At 41.5% G+C, this 20560-nt stretch carries 16 protein-coding genes; 9 read left to right on the top strand and 7 right to left on the bottom strand.

Going from position 1 to position 20560, the window contains the following annotated elements:
- Window positions 1-136 precede the first annotated feature (136 nt).
- The 9 genes from porU to DWA30_RS11255 all read left to right on the top strand — a co-directional run bounded on the left by porU (window position 137) and on the right by DWA30_RS11255 (window position 12446).
- Entirely contained in the window at window positions 137-4009 is a 3873-nt protein-coding gene (gene porU / locus DWA30_RS11295) for a type IX secretion system sortase PorU (RefSeq protein WP_498365828.1), read from the top strand.
- A 35-nt stretch (window positions 4010-4044) separates the two neighbouring features.
- The gene (gene porV, locus DWA30_RS11290) at window positions 4045-5214 is read left to right on the top strand and encodes a type IX secretion system outer membrane channel protein PorV (RefSeq protein WP_114492648.1); all 1170 of its coding nucleotides are present in this window, start codon (window positions 4045-4047) and stop codon (window positions 5212-5214) included.
- Between the two features lie 4 nt (window positions 5215-5218).
- Complete coding sequence (locus DWA30_RS11285) at window positions 5219-5701, top strand: cytidine deaminase (RefSeq protein ID WP_114492647.1); 483 nt, start codon at window positions 5219-5221, stop codon at window positions 5699-5701.
- Between the two features lie 155 nt (window positions 5702-5856).
- A complete protein-coding gene (gene pdhA, locus DWA30_RS11280) occupies window positions 5857-6855 on the top strand; it encodes a pyruvate dehydrogenase (acetyl-transferring) E1 component subunit alpha (protein ID WP_114492646.1) in 999 nt (332 codons plus the stop codon).
- 3 nt (window positions 6856-6858) lie between these two features.
- Entirely contained in the window at window positions 6859-8562 is a 1704-nt protein-coding gene (locus DWA30_RS11275; protein ID WP_114492645.1) for a pyruvate dehydrogenase complex dihydrolipoamide acetyltransferase, read from the top strand.
- An 86-nt stretch (window positions 8563-8648) separates the two neighbouring features.
- On the top strand, window positions 8649-9332 hold the full coding sequence (locus DWA30_RS11270; protein WP_114492644.1) for an SDR family NAD(P)-dependent oxidoreductase: 684 nt from the start codon (window positions 8649-8651) through the stop codon (window positions 9330-9332).
- Between the two features lie 2 nt (window positions 9333-9334).
- Window positions 9335-9946 (top strand): SprT-like domain-containing protein, encoded by a 612-nt coding sequence (locus DWA30_RS11265; RefSeq protein ID WP_114492643.1) that lies wholly within the window; start codon window positions 9335-9337, stop codon window positions 9944-9946.
- Window positions 9936-11015, top strand: coding sequence for a mannose-1-phosphate guanylyltransferase (locus tag DWA30_RS11260; protein ID WP_114492642.1), 1080 nt, complete (start codon window positions 9936-9938; stop codon window positions 11013-11015). Before DWA30_RS11265 ends, DWA30_RS11260 begins: the two co-directional genes overlap by 11 nt.
- Window positions 11016-12446, top strand: coding sequence for a DUF389 domain-containing protein (locus tag DWA30_RS11255; RefSeq protein ID WP_114492641.1), 1431 nt, complete (start codon window positions 11016-11018; stop codon window positions 12444-12446).
- 9 nt (window positions 12447-12455) lie between these two features.
- Here DWA30_RS11255 and DWA30_RS11250 read toward each other — a convergent pair whose 3' ends face one another.
- The 7 genes from DWA30_RS11250 to gcvP form a co-directional block, all read right to left on the bottom strand.
- Window positions 12456-13220, bottom strand: coding sequence for an ABC transporter ATP-binding protein (locus tag DWA30_RS11250; RefSeq protein ID WP_114492640.1), 765 nt, complete (start codon window positions 13218-13220; stop codon window positions 12456-12458).
- On the bottom strand, window positions 13220-13957 hold the full coding sequence (locus DWA30_RS11245) for an MlaE family ABC transporter permease (RefSeq protein WP_114492639.1): 738 nt from the start codon (window positions 13955-13957) through the stop codon (window positions 13220-13222). Before DWA30_RS11245 ends, DWA30_RS11250 begins: the two co-directional genes overlap by 1 nt.
- A gap of 72 nt (window positions 13958-14029) precedes the next feature.
- The gene (locus DWA30_RS11240) at window positions 14030-15115 is read right to left on the bottom strand and encodes an alkaline phosphatase (RefSeq protein WP_114492638.1); all 1086 of its coding nucleotides are present in this window, start codon (window positions 15113-15115) and stop codon (window positions 14030-14032) included.
- 70 nt (window positions 15116-15185) lie between these two features.
- Window positions 15186-16034: a glycosyltransferase family 2 protein gene (locus DWA30_RS11235; protein ID WP_114492637.1), complete on the bottom strand. Its 849-nt coding sequence runs from the start codon at window positions 16032-16034 to the stop codon at window positions 15186-15188.
- Window positions 16034-16555, bottom strand: coding sequence for a methyltransferase domain-containing protein (locus tag DWA30_RS11230; protein WP_114492636.1), 522 nt, complete (start codon window positions 16553-16555; stop codon window positions 16034-16036). The genes DWA30_RS11235 and DWA30_RS11230 overlap by 1 nt, the downstream gene beginning before the upstream one ends.
- Before the next feature lie 3 nt (window positions 16556-16558).
- Complete coding sequence (locus DWA30_RS11225; RefSeq protein ID WP_114492635.1) at window positions 16559-17617, bottom strand: 3-oxoacyl-ACP synthase III family protein; 1059 nt, start codon at window positions 17615-17617, stop codon at window positions 16559-16561.
- Window positions 17618-17701: 84 nt separating this feature from the next.
- Window positions 17702-20551 carry an aminomethyl-transferring glycine dehydrogenase gene (gcvP, locus tag DWA30_RS11220; protein ID WP_114492634.1) on the bottom strand — a complete coding sequence of 950 codons (2850 nt, stop codon included), beginning with the start codon at window positions 20549-20551 and terminating at the stop codon, window positions 17702-17704.
- Between the last annotated feature and the right edge of the window lie 9 nt (window positions 20552-20560).

Raw genomic sequence — 20560 nt, 5'->3', positions numbered from 1 at the left:
GCGATGTTAGGAATGCACTATTTTTCCTACCAATCGAAATGCAAACGTAATATATTCTTAATTATTATATCAATTTTCACACTTATAAAAAAACTTTGAAGGTGTAAACCATACTAAGTGTATATTTGAAGCGTTAATGGTTATGATGAAAAAAACAATACTTTTTTTGCTTGTAGTTGCCCTTTCGGCTGCTGTATTCGGACAAACAAAAAATATAAAGATTGCCTGGAACAACTGGGGTGATGATGTGAATTCGGTTGCAACTAGCACCGCTTTTTCTGGTGGTGTGACAGCTAAAGAAGAATCGTATAACCCACTGAAACTCCAAATTAGTGAAGAGCGCATACAATTTCAAGAAGTTTGGGAAGACGACGGCTATGCGAATCCCAGCACACTACAATTGCGAAACGTGCAATACAGCCCTTTAACCGCAAAAGAGCAAACGCTTATTAATAAAGCGTTGGTTGAAGAGACGTTAACCTATACCATTCGAAGTTCCAAAGGTAGAGATAAAATATACACCTTACTTACCGTTTCTCCTATCGTAAGACGAAATGGAACTTATCAAAAAGTCACTTCCTTTACGGTCGACTATTCCAAACAAAGAGGTTCGTTAGGAGCATCAAGCCGGCAGCCAATAGTCAACTCTGTTTTGGCTACAGGGAATTGGTTTAAATTTAAAGTTGAGAAAACGGGTGTTCAAAGGATCTCCAAAAGTTTTTTAGACGATCTGGGAATGGATACCGATGCGATCAACCCAAGAAATATAAAAATATATGGTAATGGCGGTAAACCAATGCCATTACAAATAGATGCTGGCTCTATTATTTACGACAATCCGGAGATCGCAATCCAAGTGGTTGGTGAGCAGGATGGATCCTTCGATGCTAATGATTTTATTTTGTTCTACGGAAGTAGCACCTTAGGCTATGATGAAGAAAACGATTCTCATATTAATCCGTATAGCGATGACTCCTATTATTATATCACCGCAGATGGTGGTTCAGGGAGACGCGTATTGCCAATGCTAGAACCTACGCAGAATCCAACTACGACCTTTACAACTTATGATAACACCGTCTTTTTTGAAGAAGACGAAGAGAGTCCGTCTAAATTGGGCCGAAGATGGGTAAGCAACCGATTCGATATCGAGAATGAACAGACGTTCGATTTTTCAATCCCGAATATCGCCAGCGGTTCTGATATGCGAGTAACCATTCGTGCCGTGGCTTCTTCTGAAACCAATACATCAATGTCGATCGATATTAATAACACTAGTGTCGATCCACTTACCTTTTCGGAAACCGGAGAATCCTTGTTAATAGATCCAGATTTTACGACGGTTCAAGTGCCTGCTCCGGGAGATGGTAATGTGTCTGTAACACTAAATTATAATAATTCAGGTAACCCTGCCAGCATTGCTTATTTAGATTATATTCGAATTCAGGCAACCAGTACGTTGTCCGGGGGTGATGGCCAATTAGCCTTTGAAAACCGTGAGGCGGCAACCGGTTCTGGAGTTGCAAGCTATGAGCTTCAAAATGCTTCACAATTTGTTTCAATATGGGATGTTACCAATCCTCAAAATATTTCAGAAAAAAGAAACGATGAAGGTGCCGGTAATATTAGTATAAAGGCACAACTGGGTACAGTTCGAAAGTATGTGGCCATAGACCCTAATGACCTGTACGTTCCGGTAAAATTGACAGAATCGAGAGTGCCAAATCAAGATCTAAAGGGAACGATCTTTAACGATGCCTCCGGTAACTTTAAAGATATTGATTACTTGATCGTAACTTCTCCTTTTCTAATACAACCAGCGTTGCGTTTAGCCACACATCATAAAAATTTGAATGGACTAAATGTGAAGGTGGTGACTACCGATAAGATCTATGAGGAGTTTAGTTCGGGTAAGCAAGATATTAGCGCCATTCGAAACTTTGTAAAATATATTTACGATAATGCATCATCTCCCAATAAGCGCATTAAATATTTGTGTTTGTTTGGTGATACTTCTGTAGATTATAAGAACCGACTGCCAGACAATAATAATGTCGTGCCTACTTTTCACACCTTGAGCAGTCGAAGCACGGTTAGTTCTTTTATGACCGATGATTTCTTCGGAAGTGTGGACGATGGTGAAGGGACAATGACGGGAAGCGATAGACTGGATATTGCTGTTGGAAGAATTCTCGCTGATGAAGTTGGACTCGCCAATGCAATGGTAAATAAGATCATTACCTACAGTTCTCAAGAAGCCTACGGGAATTGGCGAAATAATTTTGTCTTGATCTCCGACGATGTAGATGAGGTGTATGAATATGAAGACTTAGAAGTCACTCTCGACGCTATTGGTGATCAGATCGAAGCTGAAAAACCATTTATCAATGTTAAAAAAATTCATTCCGACGCCTACCAACAAGAAACCTCTGCAGGGGGAGATCGCTATCCTGAAGTAAATGAAGCTATTAAAAATGTGATCGATGTAGGGTCGTTGATCATCACCTATTTTGGGCATGGGGGAGAAGATGGAATTGCGAAAGAATTTATATTTACTAAAAGTGATGGTGAGAATTTACGAAATGCACCACGATTCCCGTTAATTGTTACCATAACCTGTGAATATACTAAGTTCGACAATCCGTTGCGCATTACAGCCGGTGAGTTGATCTACTGGAATCGAGAAGGAGGAGCTATTTCGTTGTTAACTACTACTCGATCAATTACGGTTACATTAGGAGTTCAATTTAATGAGGTGTTAGCACCTTATTTATTTGGATATGGTACTACAAATTACGATACACCGGCCGAATCCTTACGATTGGCAAAGAATGAAATAGGGGATGTATTACGTCGTGTGGTATTTTCTATTGGTGATCCGGCAATGAAGCTTGCATTTCCGAAGCCACAAGTGCGATTAACCACCCTCAACGACGTGCCGATTGCCCAAGCAACCGACACGCTACAAGCACTAAGTCGTGTGAAGATTGGTGGTGAGGTGCTAGATGAGTCTGGGAACCTCATGACCGATTATAGCGGGGTGCTTGAAGCCAAGATCTTCGATAAGAAAGTAGAACGACAAACCTTAGGTAACGATGGAGTGAGAGAATGTACCGGTTGTCCACTATTGATCCTAAACTTTACGACCTTAGGAGAGGGGCTTTTTAATGGGCAGGCATCGGTGAATAATGGTCAGTTCGAATTCGAGTTCGTGGTCCCTAGAGACATTCAAATTCCTGTTGGCGCCGGTCGTGCGAGTTTGTATGCACAGCGAAATAATTCGTTAGAAGATCAAACCGGAGTAAGTTTCGATCTGCAAATTGGTGGACTTAATGAAAATGCCCCTGAAGATAATGAGGGGCCGTTAATACGATTGTTTATGAATGATGAGAGTTTCGTTTCGGGTGGAATTACCAATGATTCACCTATACTTATAGCAAAACTCGAAGATGAGAATGGTATAAATACAGCTAGTGGAATTGGTCACGACATGATCGCCATACTAGATGGAGATGAAACCAATCCTTTTGTACTTAATGATTATTATCAAGGTGATGTAGACGATTTCACCAAAGGAGAAACCAATTTTAAATTCCGTGACCTTGAAAAAGGATTACACACACTAACGTTCAAAGCGTGGGATGTGTATAATAATTCGTCTACGGCAGAGATCCAATTTGTGGTCGCAGGTGATGATGAGCTTAAGATAAATAGGGTGTTGAATTACCCTAATCCATTTGTGGATTACACCGAATTCTGGTTTAATCACAATCGGCCTTTTGAGCCTTTAGATGTACAGGTTCAGGTATTTACAGTAACTGGAAAAGTGGTTTGGACCAAGAACCAGATCATTAATACAGATGGCTTTTTGTCACGTGATATTGTATGGGATGGGAGAGACGATTTTGGCGACCGAATCGGGAAAGGCGTGTATGTGTATAAGATTACGGTGAAATCTACGTTAACCAATAAGCGAGTTGAAAAATTTGAAAAACTCGTCATCCTTTAAAAATATAAAATTATATTTGTCAAAATTTATACCTCATGAAGAAATTTTTTATCCTGACCCTCATTGGTTTAGTGTTAGTTTCAAAGAATGCAACAGCCCAAGAAGACAATTCCACAATCGATCAACGTGTAATTACCACAGCAGTACCATTTGTATTGATAGCAGCCGACCCACGATCTGCCGGTATGGGAGATATAGGTGTAGCTACCTCTGCCGATGCGTTTTCACAACAGTGGAACCCTGCTAAATATGCTTTTGCTATTTCAAAACAAGGAGTGGGTGTAACTTATACACCTTATCTAAGCCAGTTGGTGAACGATATTTTCCTCGGAAACCTTACGTATTACAATCGTATCAACGAACGTAGTGCAGTTGCAGGTAGTTTGAGGTATTTTAGTACCGGTGAGATCGAACTTCGTGAAACGGCAGATCAACAACCTTTGATCGTAAACCCAAATGAACTCTTATTAGATGTTTCCTATTCGCTTCGATTAAGTGAGCGATTTGCATTAGGAGTTGCAGGTCGTTTTATTAGCTCGAACCTGAAATTCCCAACAGGAAATGAAGATTCATCTGCAGCAAGTACCTTCGCCGTAGATGTGGCTGGGTATTACCAAAGTGAAGAAATAGCCTATAACGATTTTGACGGACGCTGGAGAGCAGGTTTCAATATTTCTAATGTGGGACCAAAACTTAAGTACGATGAAACCGGTCAAGAAAACAACTTGCCTACAAACTTAGGCCTAGGTGCCGGATTCGATTTTATCTTAGACGCTTACAACAAAGTAGGGCTTAGCTTAGAGGTTAATAAATTACTCGTACCAACACCACAGGATTTTGATGGTGATGGCGATATAGATGCCGAAGATGATGAAGAATATGAAGACATAGGGTTTTTCTCAGGTATATTCCAATCGTTTGGAGATGCTCCAGACGGATTTAGCGAAGAATTAAAAGAATTTACATGGGCACTTGGAGCCGAATATTGGTATCAAGACTTCTTTGCACTTCGTACCGGATATTTTAACGAAAGCGAAGAAAAAGGATCACGTAAATTCCTTTCTATAGGAGCTGGATTTAAGTATACCGCTATCAATATCGATGTGTCATACTTGTTCTCTACTTCTAAAGTGAGAAGTCCGCTAGAAGGAACCTTGCGATTTGGTCTTACCTTTAACTTTGGTGACGAGTACGACGAATATTAGTAGTGTGAAAAAAATAACGATTGAAACACATTTAGAAGTGTTCGAATCTGTCGATACGCTTCCTAAAGACATTCAAGAATTAATGAATAAGGCGCAGCAAGCACGTGAAAATGCTTATGCGCCTTATTCACATTTTATGGTAGGTGCAGCCATTAAACTCGATTCGGGAGAAATAGTGTTGGGTAATAACCAAGAGAATGCTGCCTTCCCGTCCGGACTTTGTGCCGAAAGGGTTGCCGCTTTTCATGCGGGTGCTACCTACCCCGATGCAATTTTAAAGCAAATGGCACTTACCGTACGATCCCTAAATCATACGGTAGCCGTTCCTACACCGCCGTGTGGAGCCTGTAGACAAGTTCTGGCCGAATACGAAGTAAAACAGCGATCCCCAATAGCGATCTATTTTATGGGGGAAACGGGAAAAGTGGTCAAAGCCAATTCTATAAAAGAGTTGTTGCCACTTATCTTCGATAATTCCTATCTCTAACGAATTAGCAGTTTTTTAGTGTTTCGGTGTTTTGTAGTCCTACAGAATATAGTATTTTTGTTAATCGTGCGATGCGCTTCTCTTCGGAAGTAAATTGTGCACTAGAGGAACATCGGTAGTGCTACTGTTGTTACTGAAATTAATTCAGCTTACTAATGAAAAAAATTACAAAGAACACCTACTTAGATTGGTATGAGAACATGCTGTTTTGGCGTAAGTTCGAAGATAAACTAGCTCAAGTATATATAAAACAAAAAGTGAGAGGGTTCCTACATTTGTATAACGGACAGGAAGCCGTGCTCGCCGGTGCATTACATGCTATGGATCTTGACAAGGACCGCATGATCACCGCCTATAGGAACCACGTGCAACCTATTGGGATGGGCGTAGACCCTAAGAAAGTAATGGCCGAACTGTATGGAAAAGCAACCGGAACTTCTCAAGGACTTGGTGGCTCTATGCATATATTCTCCAAAGAACATCGGTTTTATGGCGGTCATGGAATCGTGGGAGGACAAATACCTTTGGGTGCCGGCCTTGCCTTTGCAGATCGATACCATGAACGAGATTCGGTTACGTTAACCTATATGGGAGATGGAGCCACACGACAGGGGTCATTACACGAAACCTTTAACCTTGCCATGTTATGGAAATTACCGGTCGTATTTTGTGTTGAGAACAACGGCTATGCCATGGGAACCTCGGTAGCCCGAACGGCCAATCATACCGACATCTGGAAACTTGGTTTAGGATACGAAATGCCGTGTAAGCCGGTCGATGGAATGAAACCTGAAGTAGTTGCCAAAGAAATGGATGAGGCTATAGATCGTGCTCGTAGAGGAGATGGTCCTACCTTTCTAGAAATACGCACCTATCGCTATAGAGGACACTCTATGAGTGATGCGCAACACTACCGTACCAAGGATGAAGTAAAGAAAAAACAAGAAGAAGACCCTATTTCCTACGTGCTTCATAAGATCTATGAGAAAAAGTGGGCTTCCGAAGAAGACATTAAAAAGATCGATAAACGCGTAAAAGATAAGGTGAGCGAATGTGAGAAGTTTGCAGAAGAATCCGACTATCCGGCAAAGAACGTGATGTACGATTCTGTATACGAACAAGAAGATTATCCGTTTTTATCCCATAAATTATAAGCAATGGCCGAAGTAATTAACATGCCGAGACTAAGCGATACCATGGAAGAAGGTACCGTTGCAAAATGGCTCGTAAAAGAAGGTGATACTGTTGAAGAAGGCGATATTCTAGCCGAAATAGAAACCGATAAGGCGACTATGGAATTTGAGTCTTTTTACGAAGGCACCATTTTACATATTGGTATTGCTGAAGGAGACACAGCTCCGGTTGACGAACTGCTAGTAATTATTGGAGAAGAGGGCGAAGATGTTTCTGAGTTAATCGACGGAAAAGATAAAGGTTCCGACGACAAAGAAGCTGATAAAAAATCGTCTGAAGCAAAAACGGAAAAAGAAGAACAAGAAGAGGAAGCTTCCGAAGAAACCAAAGAAAAGAGCGATAGCGATACTGAAGATGAAGAAGGGGAGTCTTCAGAAAGCGATGATGATGAGTTGCCGGAAGGTGTCGAGATCATTACCATGCCACGTCTTAGTGATACCATGGAAGAAGGGACAGTAGCTACTTGGCTTAAGAATGAAGGAGACAGCGTTGAGGAAGGTGATATTTTGGCCGAGATAGAGACCGACAAAGCCACTATGGAATTTGAGTCTTTTTACTCGGGGACCTTGTTAAAAATTGGTATCTCAGAAGGAGAAACGGCTAAGGTAGATGCCTTGCTCGCGATCATAGGGCCGGAAGGAACCGATGTTTCAAACATTAAGGCTTCATCTAATAAGCAGAAAAAAGAGGCTAAGAAAACGAGTACTTCAGAAGATAAAAAGGAAACTAAAAAAACAGAGGAGACTCCTTCCGAAGAAAAGAAAGACACAGCAACTAAACAAAACGAACAAAAATCTAAATCCGAAAGTACAGCAGCTAGCGAAGGGCGTATTTTTGCTTCACCACTCGCTAAAAAATTAGCAGAAGAAAAAGGAATTAACCTTCGACATGTTACAGGTAGTGGCGATAATGGGCGAATTGTAAAAAGCGATATAGAAAATTATCAACCAGCCGCATCCGGGCAAGCGTATACTCCGGTTGGCGAAGAAAGCTTTGAAGAAAGCAAGAATTCGCAAATGCGTAAGACCATTGCCAAGCGATTGGGTGAGTCGAAGTTCTCAGCACCACATTATTACCTCACCATAGAATTGGATATGGAGCATGCGATGGCCGCGCGAACTGCAATTAATAGCGACCCAGATGTGAAGATATCGTACAACGATATGGTGGTAAAGGCATGTGCTATGGCACTTCGGAAACATCCGCAAGTAAACAGTCAGTGGCAAGGTGATACCACCAAAATTGCAAAACATATTCATATTGGAGTGGCGGTTGCCGTAGACGAAGGTTTGTTGGTCCCGGTATTAAAATTTGCCGACCAGATGAGCTTTTCACAAATTGGCGCCAACGTAAAAGAACTGGCCGGCAAGGCGCGTAGCAAAAAGATCACGCCCGATGAAATGCAGGGCAGTACCTTTACGGTTTCTAATTTAGGGATGTTTGGTATCAAAGAGTTCACCTCTATTATTAATGCACCAAACTCCGCGATTTTATCGGTTGGAGCCATCATAGAAAAACCGGTGGTGAAGAATGGTGCGATCGCTATTGGAAACACCATGACGATCACGCTAGCGTGTGATCACCGAACGGTAGATGGGGCAACAGGAGCTAAATTCTTACAAACGGTACGACAGTATATTGAGAATCCGGTGACCATGTTCGTATAATTAAAACATAGGTGCTGTTGCGATAAAGAAATTTTATCCCGTCTATTTTATGTTAAAGTGGACGGGATTTGTTATACTTGGAATATATGAAGAAGAATGTAATAATTACCGGAACCAGTCGTGGAATAGGATACGAGATGGTGGCCATGTTTACCGATGCCGGGCATAATGTACTGGCGCTTTCCAGAAATGATGTGCCGGTCTCCGGATTTGAAGAATCGAATTGTCATTGTTTTCCCTGCGATATCACCGACAAGAACGATATAGCAAAGGTGCCAATTTTTATCAAAGAGCGCTGGGGGCATGTAGATGTGCTTATCAACAACTCCGGTTTATTGGTCAACAAACCATTTTCGAAGACCTCAGTATCCGATTTTAAAGAGGTGTACGATGTGAATGTATTTGGACTGGCAGCACTTACCCAAGCCGTACTGCCCTTTATGAATAAAAAGGGACATGTGGTGAATATAAGCAGCATGGGCGGGGTACAAGGCAGTATGAAGTTTCCGGGATTAAGCGCCTATAGCAGTAGTAAAGGTGCGGTCATTAGTCTTACGGAAGTATGGGCAGAAGAATATAAGGAAACCGGTCCTGCTTTTAATGTACTCGCGTTAGGAGCCGTACAAACTGAGATGTTGGAAGAGGCGTTCCCGGGCTACGAAGCGCCATTAACTGCCAAAGAAATGGCTAGCTATATAATGGACTTTTCATTAACCGGACAGCGCTATTACAACGGGAAGTTGTTACAAGTCTCTAGAACTACACCCTAGGAATGGACAAAGTACTTGCTAATTACATCCCTCAAAATGCCGTAGCTCCGGTATTCGAACTTATTAAACAACACCAAGTACATTTAAAGATCGTAAACGAACGTGTTACGCGGCATGGGGATTATAGAAAATTACCAAGCGGGCAACACCAAATAACAGTAAACGCTAATCTGAATCCGTATCGATTTCTCATCACTTTGCTGCATGAGATCGCTCATTTAGTGGCCTTTAATAACTACGGGCGTGCCATTAAACCACATGGACGCGAATGGAAACAGAGCTTTCAAGCAATAATGCTACCCTTTATTCGACCGGAGATCTTTCCGAAGCAATTATTGCCCCTGTTAGCGGTTCATTTTAAAAATCCTAGAGCCACCAGCGATACCGATGCCAAACTATCGCTCGCCTTAAAACAATATGACCCGCCAAACGATAAAAATTATATATTTGAAATACCGTATGGGGCTTTATTTCGTTTGTATAACGGAAAGGTGTTTAAGCGAGGTAATAAACGAATAAAACGCTATGAATGTTTGGAAGTAGCGACAGGTCGTACCTACTTGTTCAACCCCAACGCAGAAGTGGAATTTATAAAAGCAGGAAATGACCAATAACTATTATGCAGTGATCATGGCAGGAGGCATCGGTTCTCGGTTTTGGCCGGTGAGTACTACCCATTTTCCTAAGCAATTTCACGATATGCTCGGCACAGGGAAGAGTTTATTACAAACTACTTTCCATCGGTTGGCGAAAATGGTGCCGAAAGACCAGATCTTAGTGTTAACGAACGATCGCTATGCCAACCTAACATTAGAACAACTTCCGGAAATTACAGAAGCGCAATTAGTTTTAGAACCGGCCATGCGAAATACTGCGCCTTGTATCTTGTTGGCAGCCTTAAAAATTAAAAAAGAGAATCCGAACGCTTTGATGCTCGTAGCACCTAGCGATCATTGGATAGAGGATGAAACGGCTTTTGCGAACGACGTTCAATTGTGTTTCGACGCCTGCCAACGGGAAGACCTGCTAATGACCTTGGGGATAACCCCTACCTTTCCCAACACCGGTTACGGTTATATTGAAGCAGCCAATCAAGCGGCAACTCCCATTAAAAAAGTAAAACAATTTACCGAAAAACCCGATTACGATACGGCAAAGTCATTTTTAGCCGATGGAAATTTTTTGTGGAATGCCGGGATATTTCTATGGAGTGTTACAAGTATCACCGAAGCTTTTGCGCAACATATGCCCGTTATGCATGCGCTTTTTTCTGAAGGAATACCGGTCTATAATACTTCGGAAGAAACCCGTTTTATTAAGACCAACTACGAAAAGGCCGAGAATATTTCGATCGATTACGGCATCATGGAAAATGCCGAAAATGTATATGTAAAAGAAGCAGCATTCGATTGGAACGATCTAGGAACTTGGGGTGCATTGCATGAGAAGTTGGAAAAGGATGAAAATAAAAATGCAGTGGTAAAGGCCATTCCCTACACGCGAGATGCAAAGGGGAATATGATCTTTACCAATTCGGAAAAACTAGTGGTGCTAGACGGTCTCGACGATTATATAGTAGTAGATAAGGACGACGTGTTGCTTATCTTTCCGAAGAAAAAAGAACAGAATATAAAACAATTGTTAGCCGAGATCAATACGAAGTTCGGGAAAAAGTATACCTAAATGAGTGATACAAACAACAAGGAGGATATCAAGGTAACTCCCAACAGCGAGGAATTTGAAAACATAAAACTTACAGCTTGGGAAGGCTTGAAAAAGTTCTTTCGCGAATTGTTCGATATTCGAGCCGATAGCGATCGAGATGCGACCATAGCGGCCGTAAAAAAAGACATTCCCTTTAAAGGACATACCGCTTGGATCTTGATATTTTCGATCTTTGTGGCGTCTATCGGTCTAAACGTAAGTAGCACGGCAGTAGTGATTGGTGCCATGTTAATTAGTCCGTTAATGGGACCCATTGTTGGTGTGGGGCTATCGGTAGCCATTAACGACGTAGATACGTTAAAACGTTCGCTTCTTAACCTTGGGATCATGGTGGTGCTAAGTGTGTTGACAGCATTCTTGTATTTTAAACTTTCACCACTTACCGAAGAAACCCCGGAGCTTATCGCTCGTACTTACCCTACCATTCTCGATGTGCTTGTCGCCATTTTTGGTGGCTTAGGGTTAATTGTGGCGAAGACGAAAAGTGGAACTATAGCGAGTGTGATCTTTGGTGTGGCGATCGCGACCGCCCTTATGCCACCGTTGTGTACGGTTGGCTACGGATTGGCTGTTGGAAACTTTAACTATGCAGGTGGTGCGTTATACCTATTCTCTATAAACGCGGTCTTTATTGCGTTAGCGACCTTTATTGTATCAAAATTACTTCGATTCCCACTGGTTCGTTATGCGAATTCAAAACGAAGAAAACGAACTGCCCAATTAGCATCATTGATCGCTGTCATCGTGATGGTGCCCAGTGTAATCCTTTTTATCAAATTATTAGATGAGCAGGTATTCGAAAACCGAACCAAGGAGTTCGTAAAAGAGATCATTCGTTATGAAGGCGCTGAGGTAGTAAAATCGACCTACGATTACAACACAAAAGATATAGAGGTGTACCTAATAGGACGTCCGGTCCCGCAAAGTAAGATCAACAGTTGGTTGACTGAATTGAAAGAAACCGAAGGACTTGAAGAAAGCGACCTAAAGATCTATCAGGGTGCCGACCAAACAGGAGAACTTGCCGAGAAGATTTCTGGCGATCTAAAGACAGAAATATTAGAAGACCTGTATGTGAACAACGAACAGAAATTACGCGACAAGGACGAGCGTATACAATTTCTAGAAGATGAAATCACCAAACTAAGGGTAAAGGACATTCCTTTCGAGGATTTGAGCAAGGAGGTAAAGTTGGTGTATTCAGACCTCGAGTCTTTTTCCTATGCCAAACAAGTGTCTACTAATTTTTCTAAAGTAGATACGATGCCAGTATTCACTGTCGATTGGAAAAGAAGTGTCTCGTCTCGAGAACGTCGCGAGAATAACGAAAAGTTGGCCGATTGGCTTAAATTTAAACTAAAGCTGGATACGTTAAGGGTCGTGCAATAGCAAATATCGCTATTGCTCGTTGATCTGTATATCACGAATTTTTTTAAACAGATCTGACGAATACACGAAGTTGGTAACGTCTTTGTTGTCGGTTTTAAAGATCTCTTCGTTTGTGCCCTGCCAAACTAAGACACCATTTTTTAAGAAAACTATCTTTTCGCCAATTTCCATTACTGAATTCATATCATGTGTTACCACAACGGTAGTAATATCGTATTCATGAGTGATCTCTTGAATAAGATTATCGATTACCGTAGCTGTCTTAGGGTCTAAGCCCGAATTAGGTTCGTCACAAAATAAATATTTAGGGTTGTTTACGATAGCACGCGCGATCGATACCCTTTTTTGCATTCCACCCGAGATCTCTGCCGGATATTTTTTGTTAACGCCTTCTAGGTTTACACGCGCCAATACTTCGTTTACACGTTCGAGCATTTGGGAGCGCTTCTGTTTGGTAAACATGCGTAAGGGGAACATCACATTTTCTTCAATTGTCATCGAATCGAACAATGCCCCACCTTGAAATAGCATTCCAATTTCTTCTCTTAGATTACGCTGCTGCTCATCATCCATGTTCTGAATGGCTTTGTCTTCATAATAAATAAAGCCTTTCTCAGGTCGAAATAATCCTAATAAACATTTTAGCATCACTGTTTTTCCACTACCACTTTGCCCGATGATCAAATTGGTTTTACCCTTATCGAACACAGTAGAGATGCCGTTTAAAATGGTTTCATCCCCAAAACTTTTATGTATGTTCTCAACTTTGATCATTAGCTTAACAGTAATTGGGTGATTATATAATTCGACAAGATGATCAAGACACTCGTCCAAACAAACGAATTTGTACTTGCTTTACCTACTTCAAGCGCGCCACCTTTCATATAATATCCTTGCCATGAGGGTACCGTAGCTAAGATAAAGGCGAAGACGAACGTTTTTATAAAGGCGTAGGTAAGATGAAAGGGTTCAAAACTGTCTTGCAATCCGGTCGCAAAATCGGTTGAAGTTGTAAATCCGCCATACACTCCGGCAATCCATCCACCTGCAATACCTAGAAACATAGATAGTGCAATTACGAACGGATAAAATGACAATGCAACGATCTTCGGAAACACTAAATAGTTGAGAGAGTTAATTCCCATTACTTCCAATGCATCTATTTGTTCGGTTACACGCATGGATCCAATACTAGAGGTGATGAACGATCCAACCTTTCCTGCCATGATTATAGAAATAAAGGTAGGTGCAAATTCTAAGATGACCGATTGCCTGGTCGCAAATCCGATAAGTGATTTTGGTATAAGCGGATTATCAACATTCAATGCAGTTTGGATCGCGATCACGCCTCCTACAAAGAATGAAATAAACGACACGATACCCAACGAACCAATGATTAGATCATCGATCTCTTTAAAGATCAATTCTTTAATAACCGAACCTTTAGTAAAGCTACTAAAGACCCTTTTGATCATTAAAAAATAAGAGCCAATATCGTGAAGGTATTTCATAGTGTAATAACTCCTGCTAAAGTAACAAAATTAATAGAGTGTACCTTGTTTCCTGTGAAGGTATGCTGCAATTTATTTATTGGTTGTTAACTCGATCATTTTATGGTAGATCTCGGTGTTTTCATAAATTCCACCAAATGTATGGGCTCCAGGTCCGATCGCAAAAACCGGGATCATAGTTGCGCTATGGCCATCGGTTGAAAATGCAGGTGCTATCTTGTTGTAGTTGCTTCCATCGGCCGCAAGAGTAAAACCGCCTGTCTCATGATCGGCAGTTACAATGACCAAGGTGTCGCCATGTTCTTCAGCGAAATCTAATGCCACTCCAATGGTCGCATCAAAATCCAGTAGCTCACTAATGAGGTAGTCAGCGTCTTTCGCATGACCGCCCCAATCGATCTGAGAACCTTCTACCATTAAAAAGAAACCGTTGTCGTCCTTTGATAGAAATTCAAGCGCTTGTTGTGTAGCATTTGGTAAGAAATCTCCACGACCTTCTAACATTTTCGGCATGGCATAATCGGCCAATAGAATGGCGTGTTTTTTAGTTGCTTCGGAAAGTTTTTCGGGCAATTGATCGGTTGTAACACTAAATCCTTGCATGTCTAACTCCTTTAATAGATCTTTCTTATCTTCTCTTTTATTGAAAAATGCTAGTCCGCCACCGGCAAAATAATCAACTTCTGAAGAGGGTAGATAGGTGGCAATTTCCTCATAAAGCCCCCTTGCTTTTACATGTGCAAAAAAGCTGGCAGGTGTAGCATGCACGATAGAGGAGGTTGCGATCAAACCTGTATGCCAATTTTGTTGCGAAAGTGTTTCTACTATCGTTTTTACGGCCGTGGTGTCTTGTGCGACACCAATAGCTCCATTGTAAGTCTTAATTCCGGCGGCATGGGCCGTAGCACTTGAAGCCGAATCGGTGATAAGATCGCTCGAAGATGAGGTTTTTATCAACCCCACTGTGGTAAATCGGTCAAAATTAGAATCCTTTTCATTAAAATACTGACTGGCCGATACTTGACTCAACCCCATACCATCACCAATAAGCAGGATGATGTTTTTTGGTTTTTGCACGTCACTTTCTTGGGCGAAAAGTGTGGCCGATACGAAAAGACTAAAAAGTAATGTGAGTGTAATCGATTTGATGAAATTCATAATGTAGTGTGTGTAGTTTCAAAAATACGGGTTCTTAAAAAAAAACAACTTAGGTAATTCGTATATTTTTTTAAAACAGTTTCTTTTTAATTCCCTTCCATCGCAGTTTCCGAAGAAATTCGCCTTCAGCTTCAGAAACAATAAAAGGCATATTCTCATCTTTTGCCTGATTATAGCCGCGAATACAATTTATATAATACGATAGGCTTTGTTTTTTCAGTGCGAGTTTGGCGGCTGCAATATGGGTAAGCCAGAAGCCATAGCGCATTTTATAAAAGGCTTTACCTTGTTTGTGTTTAGCCGCTGCGGCATACGCATGCCCGGTAGGTTTGAGGTGTTTTACCATTAATTGCGTATCGGCACATACCTTCCAACCGTGGAATTGCGCAAGTAATTCATCAACAGTATCCCAGCCCATGGTATTCTTAAGTCCGCCAATTGCCTTAAAACACGATTTTCTATATGCTTTAAGTGCACCTCGAATATGGTCTTTGTTGGTTAGCGACTCCAATTGCCAGCTGCCGTTTTTTTCAATGCTACAGTGTCCACCTGCCATACCACACGTCGGGTCTTGCTCGAATATTGCGGCAATTTTCTGTAAGTAATCCTTCGGAAAGATCAAGTCGGCATCAAACTTACAGATCACATCATAGGCATCATCTAACAGTTCAAATCCTTTGTAGAATGCATTGATCACTTTACTGCCGGGTAAATGTTCGCCTTCAGAATGAATAATGGTTGAAGTAATAAAGGAGTGTTTGTTAGCAAACCGATCGATGATAGCTTGGGTGCCGTCGGTCGAGCCGTCGTTTACGACGACAATTTTTTTTGGTAATAGGGTTTGCGCTGTTAACGATTGAAGCGTTTTTCCTATAAAAGCTTCTTCATTATACGCCGGTATGACAATGTAGAAATCCATTAGACCCTTTCAGCATAAACAATATAATAGCGAGGTGTGAATCTTCTTAAGATAGGACGGATTCCAATTTTCCTTACAGGATTTGTAAATTTTTCACGACTTCTAATTTTCCAACCGGCCTTTTCTAATAACCAGTCGAACTGCCAATCCTCGAATTCATGATAATGTCGATCTCTTTCATCGGTCTTACTTTGGTAGGCTGAGGCAAACCATAACTTCAATGGAACAGATGCCACTAATTTGTTGGCTTGAATATCTTGAAGCACATTAAATGGAGAAACGAGATGTTCAAAGATCTCGAAGGCAGTAACTACATCATAAGCGTCGGTCTTTACAGCCGAGGTATTTAGGTCAAGATCTTCACCAGAAGTATTGGTTACAGAGTAGCCTGCGTTTTGTAAGATTTCAGAAAATGGGTTGGCAACTCCAAGGTCTAAAATAGAAGCTTCCGGATCAATATGTTTTTTTACAAAACGAAGAGTGTGCTTGTATCTTTTCTTTGGTATTTTGCCGTCGTACATTGTTTAAACCCTATATACAATTGCATTGATGTTCATCCCGGCGCCTACACTTGCAAAAATAACCAGATCCCCTTCGTGTACCTTGTGGTCGTCTAACTTTTCATTATAGACCAACTCGTAAAGGGTAGGGACCGTAGCAACACTAGAGTTTCCTAATTTGTCTATGCTCATAGGCATAACATCCTCTGGAGGTGTGGCATTGTATAGCTTATAGAATCGCTTTACGATAGCCTCGTCCATTTTTTCATTGGCCTGATGGATGAATATTTTCTTAACATCCTCTATTGTGTGACCACTATCGTCTAGACATTTCTTCATTGCATCGGGTACGTTGGTCAATGCAAAATTATAGATCTTTCGTCCATACATTTTTATATAGCGACGTCGGTCTGTAAGCTCTTGATTGTTCGATTCACCAAAGTAAATAAAATGGGCTTCGTCTAAGGTGTATGTAGCACTTGTATGGTTTAGAATTCCGGCCTCTCCTTCGGTTTCCGCTACAATAGCTGCTCCGGCGCCATCACTATAGATCATAGAGTCACGATCGTGTTGATCTACCACGCGAGATAACGATTCTGCGCCAATAACGAGACACTTTTTTGCAATACCCGCTCTAATAAAGGCATTGGCCTGTATCATACCTTCTATCCATCCCGGACAGCCGAACATGATATCATAGCCTACACAAGATGGATTTTTGATCTTAAGCATGTGCTTAACCCGCGAGGCAATACTAGGAACGGTATCGCTTTGTGCCGAACCGTGTCTAACGTCACCATAATTGTGGGCAACAATAATATAATCCAACGATTCTTTGTCAATCTCCGCGTCTTCAATAGCCTTTTCAGCGGCAAAAAACGCGATGTCTGAAGTGTTCAGTTCATTCTTTATATAACGTCGTTCGGCTATCCCGGTGATTGCTTTGAATTTTTCAATGATCACATCATTCTCATGCGGAAACCTCGTACCTTCATCTGTATAGAAATGATGTTGCCCGAAATTTTCATTCGTAGCCACGCCACTGGGGATATAACTCCCTATACCTGTGATTGAAACACCCATGGTCTTTATAATTTTTTGACTAAAATACTGAAAAGTAAATAGGTTTTACTAGATTTTTATTCAAAATAACTCTAGAATCTCCGATTAAGCTTCCATATACGATTCTATTGGTTCGCACGTACAAATAAGATTTCGATCTCCGTACGCATCGTCTACGCGACGTACCGAGGGCCAAAATTTGTTCTCTGCAATATAATCTAAAGGAAAAGCCGCTTGTTGTCTGGTATACGGAAATTCCCAAGTATCATTCGTTAACATGGCTTGTGTATGCGGAGCATTTTTAAGCATATTGTTCGGATTGTCCTTGTCTACCGCTTCGATCTCTTTTCGAATCGATATCATGGCATCACAGAAACGATCTAATTCTTGCTTACTTTCGCTTTCTGTTGGTTCTATCATCATTGTTCCTGCTACAGGAAACGATACTGTTGGTGCGTGAAAGCCATAATCCATTAATCGTTTGGCTATATCCACTACTTCGATCCCGTTGGCTTTAAACGGGCGACAATCTACGATCATTTCATGCGCCGCACGACCTCTTTCTCCGGCATATAACACATCGAAGTGACCTTTTAATCGCTCTTTAATGTAATTGGCATTGAGTATCGCATATTGCGTTGACTTCTTTAGACCATTAACGCCTAACATCGAAATATAAGCGTAAGAAATAAGACATGCCAACGAACTTCCCCAAGGAGCTCCGGAGATAGCAGTTATAGCTTGATCACCACCTGTTTTGATAATTGGATTTGTTGGCAAGAAAGGAACGAGTTGCTTGGCTACGCAAATGGGTCCAACACCCGGTCCACCACCACCATGCGGAATAGCGAAGGTCTTATGTAAATTAAGATGACACACATCGGCGCCGATCGCTCCCGGATTGGTTAACGCTACTTGAGCATTCATATTAGCACCATCCATATAGACCTGACCTCCATTTTCATGAATAATACTTGTGATCTCTCGAATTGCAGATTCGTAAACACCGTGAGTGGAAGGGTAGGTAACCATCAAAGCCGCTAGGTTGTCTTTGTGTTCTTCAGCTTTTGCTCTAAGATCGTCTACATCTATATTACCCTCGTTCGTGGCCTTGGTTACAATTACTTTCATTCCGGCCATTACAGCACTCGCCGGATTCGTACCATGTGCCGAAGATGGGATCAAGCAGATGTTCCTGTGACCTTCATTTCGTGACTCATGATACGCTCTAATCACCATAAGTCCGGCGTATTCACCCTGTGCGCCCGAATTAGGCTGTAAGGAGGTGCCCGCAAATCCGGTGATCTCGGTTAATTGTTCTTCAAGTTTTTTTAGCATTTGTTGGTAACCCCCGGCTTGTTCAAGTGGAACAAAAGGATGCATGTTTCCCCACATAGGATCACTCAATGGAAGCATTTCGGCTGCCGCATTTAATTTCATGGTGCAAGACCCCAATGATATCATCGAGTGATTTAGCGCAAGATCTTTGCGTTCTAGCTTCTTAATATAACGCATCAACTCGGTTTCACTATGATAGGTATTAAATACTTCGTTCGTTAAGAACTCAGTCTTCCGAGCTACTTCTTTTGGGATCGCGTTGCCTTTAGAAAGCTCAGTAATACGAATGGTTTCCTTTTTGGCTGCCTTAGCAAATACAGCAATAATATTGTTAAGATCCTTTAAATTCGTTGTTTCATTCACCGAGATGGAGACAGTATCTTCATTCGGGTAATAAAAATTAATCTCGTTGGCTTCAGCGATGCTACGAATCTTACTAGCCTCTATCTTAATAGCAATCGTGTCAAAATAGGTTTCATTTGCTTGATAATATCCAAGGCGTTCTAAAGCGTCTGCTAAAGTAGCTGCGGTATTGTGCACCTTAGTTGCAATATAGCGAAGGCCCTCTGGTCCGTGATACACACCATACATACCTGCCATGACGGCTAACAGCACCTGAGCAGTACAAATATTGGAGGTCGCTTTATCGCGTTTTATGTGTTGTTCCCGTGTTTGCAATGCCATGCGCAATGCACGGTTGTCATCCATATCTTTGGTAACCCCAATGATACGTCCAGGAATATTTCTTTTGTATTCTTCTTTAGTAGCAAAGAAAGCCGCATGTGGCCCGCCATATCCTAATGGAATTCCAAAACGCTGTGTGGTTCCAACCACCACATCTACACCAAAATTCCCGGGAGATTCTAAAAGTACCAGGCTTAGAATATCGGCTGCCACGGCAACTTTTATTTGAGCGTCTTTTGCTTTTGCGATAAACGAATCGTAATTGTATACTTTTCCGGTGCGCCCAGGATATTGAACTAATACCCCAAAGAAATCTTCTGAAAAATCGAAGGTTTCGTGATCACCAACAACCAACTCGATTCCTAAAGGTTCGCTTCTTGTCTTTAAAAGGGATAAGGTTTGCGGCAGGATCTCTTCGGAAACAAAAAATTTAACCGCATCGTTCTTTTTTTGCTCTCTAGAACGAACTGCGAATAATAATGTCATTGCTTCGGCAGCTGCCGTACTTTCGTCTAACAATGAGGCATTGGCCAAATCCATGCCCGTAAGATCGGTAACCATGGTTTGAAAATTAAGCAATGCTTCCAAGCGCCCTTGGGCGATTTCTGCTTGATACGGAGTATAGGCCGTATACCAACCCGGATTCTCTAAAATATTTCGCTGGATTACAGGTGGTGTAATCGATTGATTATAGCCTAATCCTATATAGTTCTTGAATACCTTATTTTTTGCAGAAAGTTCTGTGATATGCTCGAGATACTCATTTTCGCTCATAGCATCGTCCAATTCAATTTCATTCTTTAAGCGAATGTCATCCGGAATGGTTTCAAATATGAGTTGCTCCAGGCTTTCTACACCTACAGTTTCAAGCATTTTTGGCAGGTCGCTTCTACGCGGACCAATATGTCTAAGGGCAAAAGAATCTGTGTTCATTAATGTGCG

This window comes from Candidatus Ulvibacter alkanivorans, from assembly GCF_003333325.1.
GTDB lineage: Bacteria > Bacteroidota > Bacteroidia > Flavobacteriales > Flavobacteriaceae > Ulvibacter_A > Ulvibacter_A alkanivorans.
Note: the sequence above shows the minus strand (reverse complement) of the source record. Positions and strands in the feature narration are given on the sequence as shown.

Bases quoted from the DNA above. Each gene is read 5' to 3' on its own strand.
- porU (WP_498365828.1), top strand. From the start codon at position 137: ATGGTTATGATGAAAAAAACAATACTTTTTTTGCTTGTAGTTGCCCTT.
- porV (WP_114492648.1), top strand. From the start codon at position 4,045: ATGAAGAAATTTTTTATCCTGACCCTCATTGGTTTAGTGTTAGTTTCA.
- pdhA (WP_114492646.1), top strand. From the start codon at position 5,857: ATGAAAAAAATTACAAAGAACACCTACTTAGATTGGTATGAGAACATG.
- DWA30_RS11275 (WP_114492645.1), top strand. From the start codon at position 6,859: ATGGCCGAAGTAATTAACATGCCGAGACTAAGCGATACCATGGAAGAA.
- DWA30_RS11270 (WP_114492644.1), top strand. From the start codon at position 8,649: ATGAAGAAGAATGTAATAATTACCGGAACCAGTCGTGGAATAGGATAC.
- DWA30_RS11265 (WP_114492643.1), top strand. From the start codon at position 9,335: ATGGACAAAGTACTTGCTAATTACATCCCTCAAAATGCCGTAGCTCCG.
- DWA30_RS11260 (WP_114492642.1), top strand. From the start codon at position 9,936: ATGACCAATAACTATTATGCAGTGATCATGGCAGGAGGCATCGGTTCT.
- DWA30_RS11255 (WP_114492641.1), top strand. From the start codon at position 11,016: ATGAGTGATACAAACAACAAGGAGGATATCAAGGTAACTCCCAACAGC.
- DWA30_RS11250 (WP_114492640.1), bottom strand. From the start codon at position 13,220: ATGATCAAAGTTGAGAACATACATAAAAGTTTTGGGGATGAAACCATT.
- DWA30_RS11245 (WP_114492639.1), bottom strand. From the start codon at position 13,957: ATGAAATACCTTCACGATATTGGCTCTTATTTTTTAATGATCAAAAGG.
- DWA30_RS11240 (WP_114492638.1), bottom strand. From the start codon at position 15,115: ATGAATTTCATCAAATCGATTACACTCACATTACTTTTTAGTCTTTTC.
- DWA30_RS11235 (WP_114492637.1), bottom strand. From the start codon at position 16,034: ATGGATTTCTACATTGTCATACCGGCGTATAATGAAGAAGCTTTTATA.
- DWA30_RS11230 (WP_114492636.1), bottom strand. From the start codon at position 16,555: ATGTACGACGGCAAAATACCAAAGAAAAGATACAAGCACACTCTTCGT.
- DWA30_RS11225 (WP_114492635.1), bottom strand. From the start codon at position 17,617: ATGGGTGTTTCAATCACAGGTATAGGGAGTTATATCCCCAGTGGCGTG.
- gcvP (WP_114492634.1), bottom strand. From the start codon at position 20,551: ATGAACACAGATTCTTTTGCCCTTAGACATATTGGTCCGCGTAGAAGC.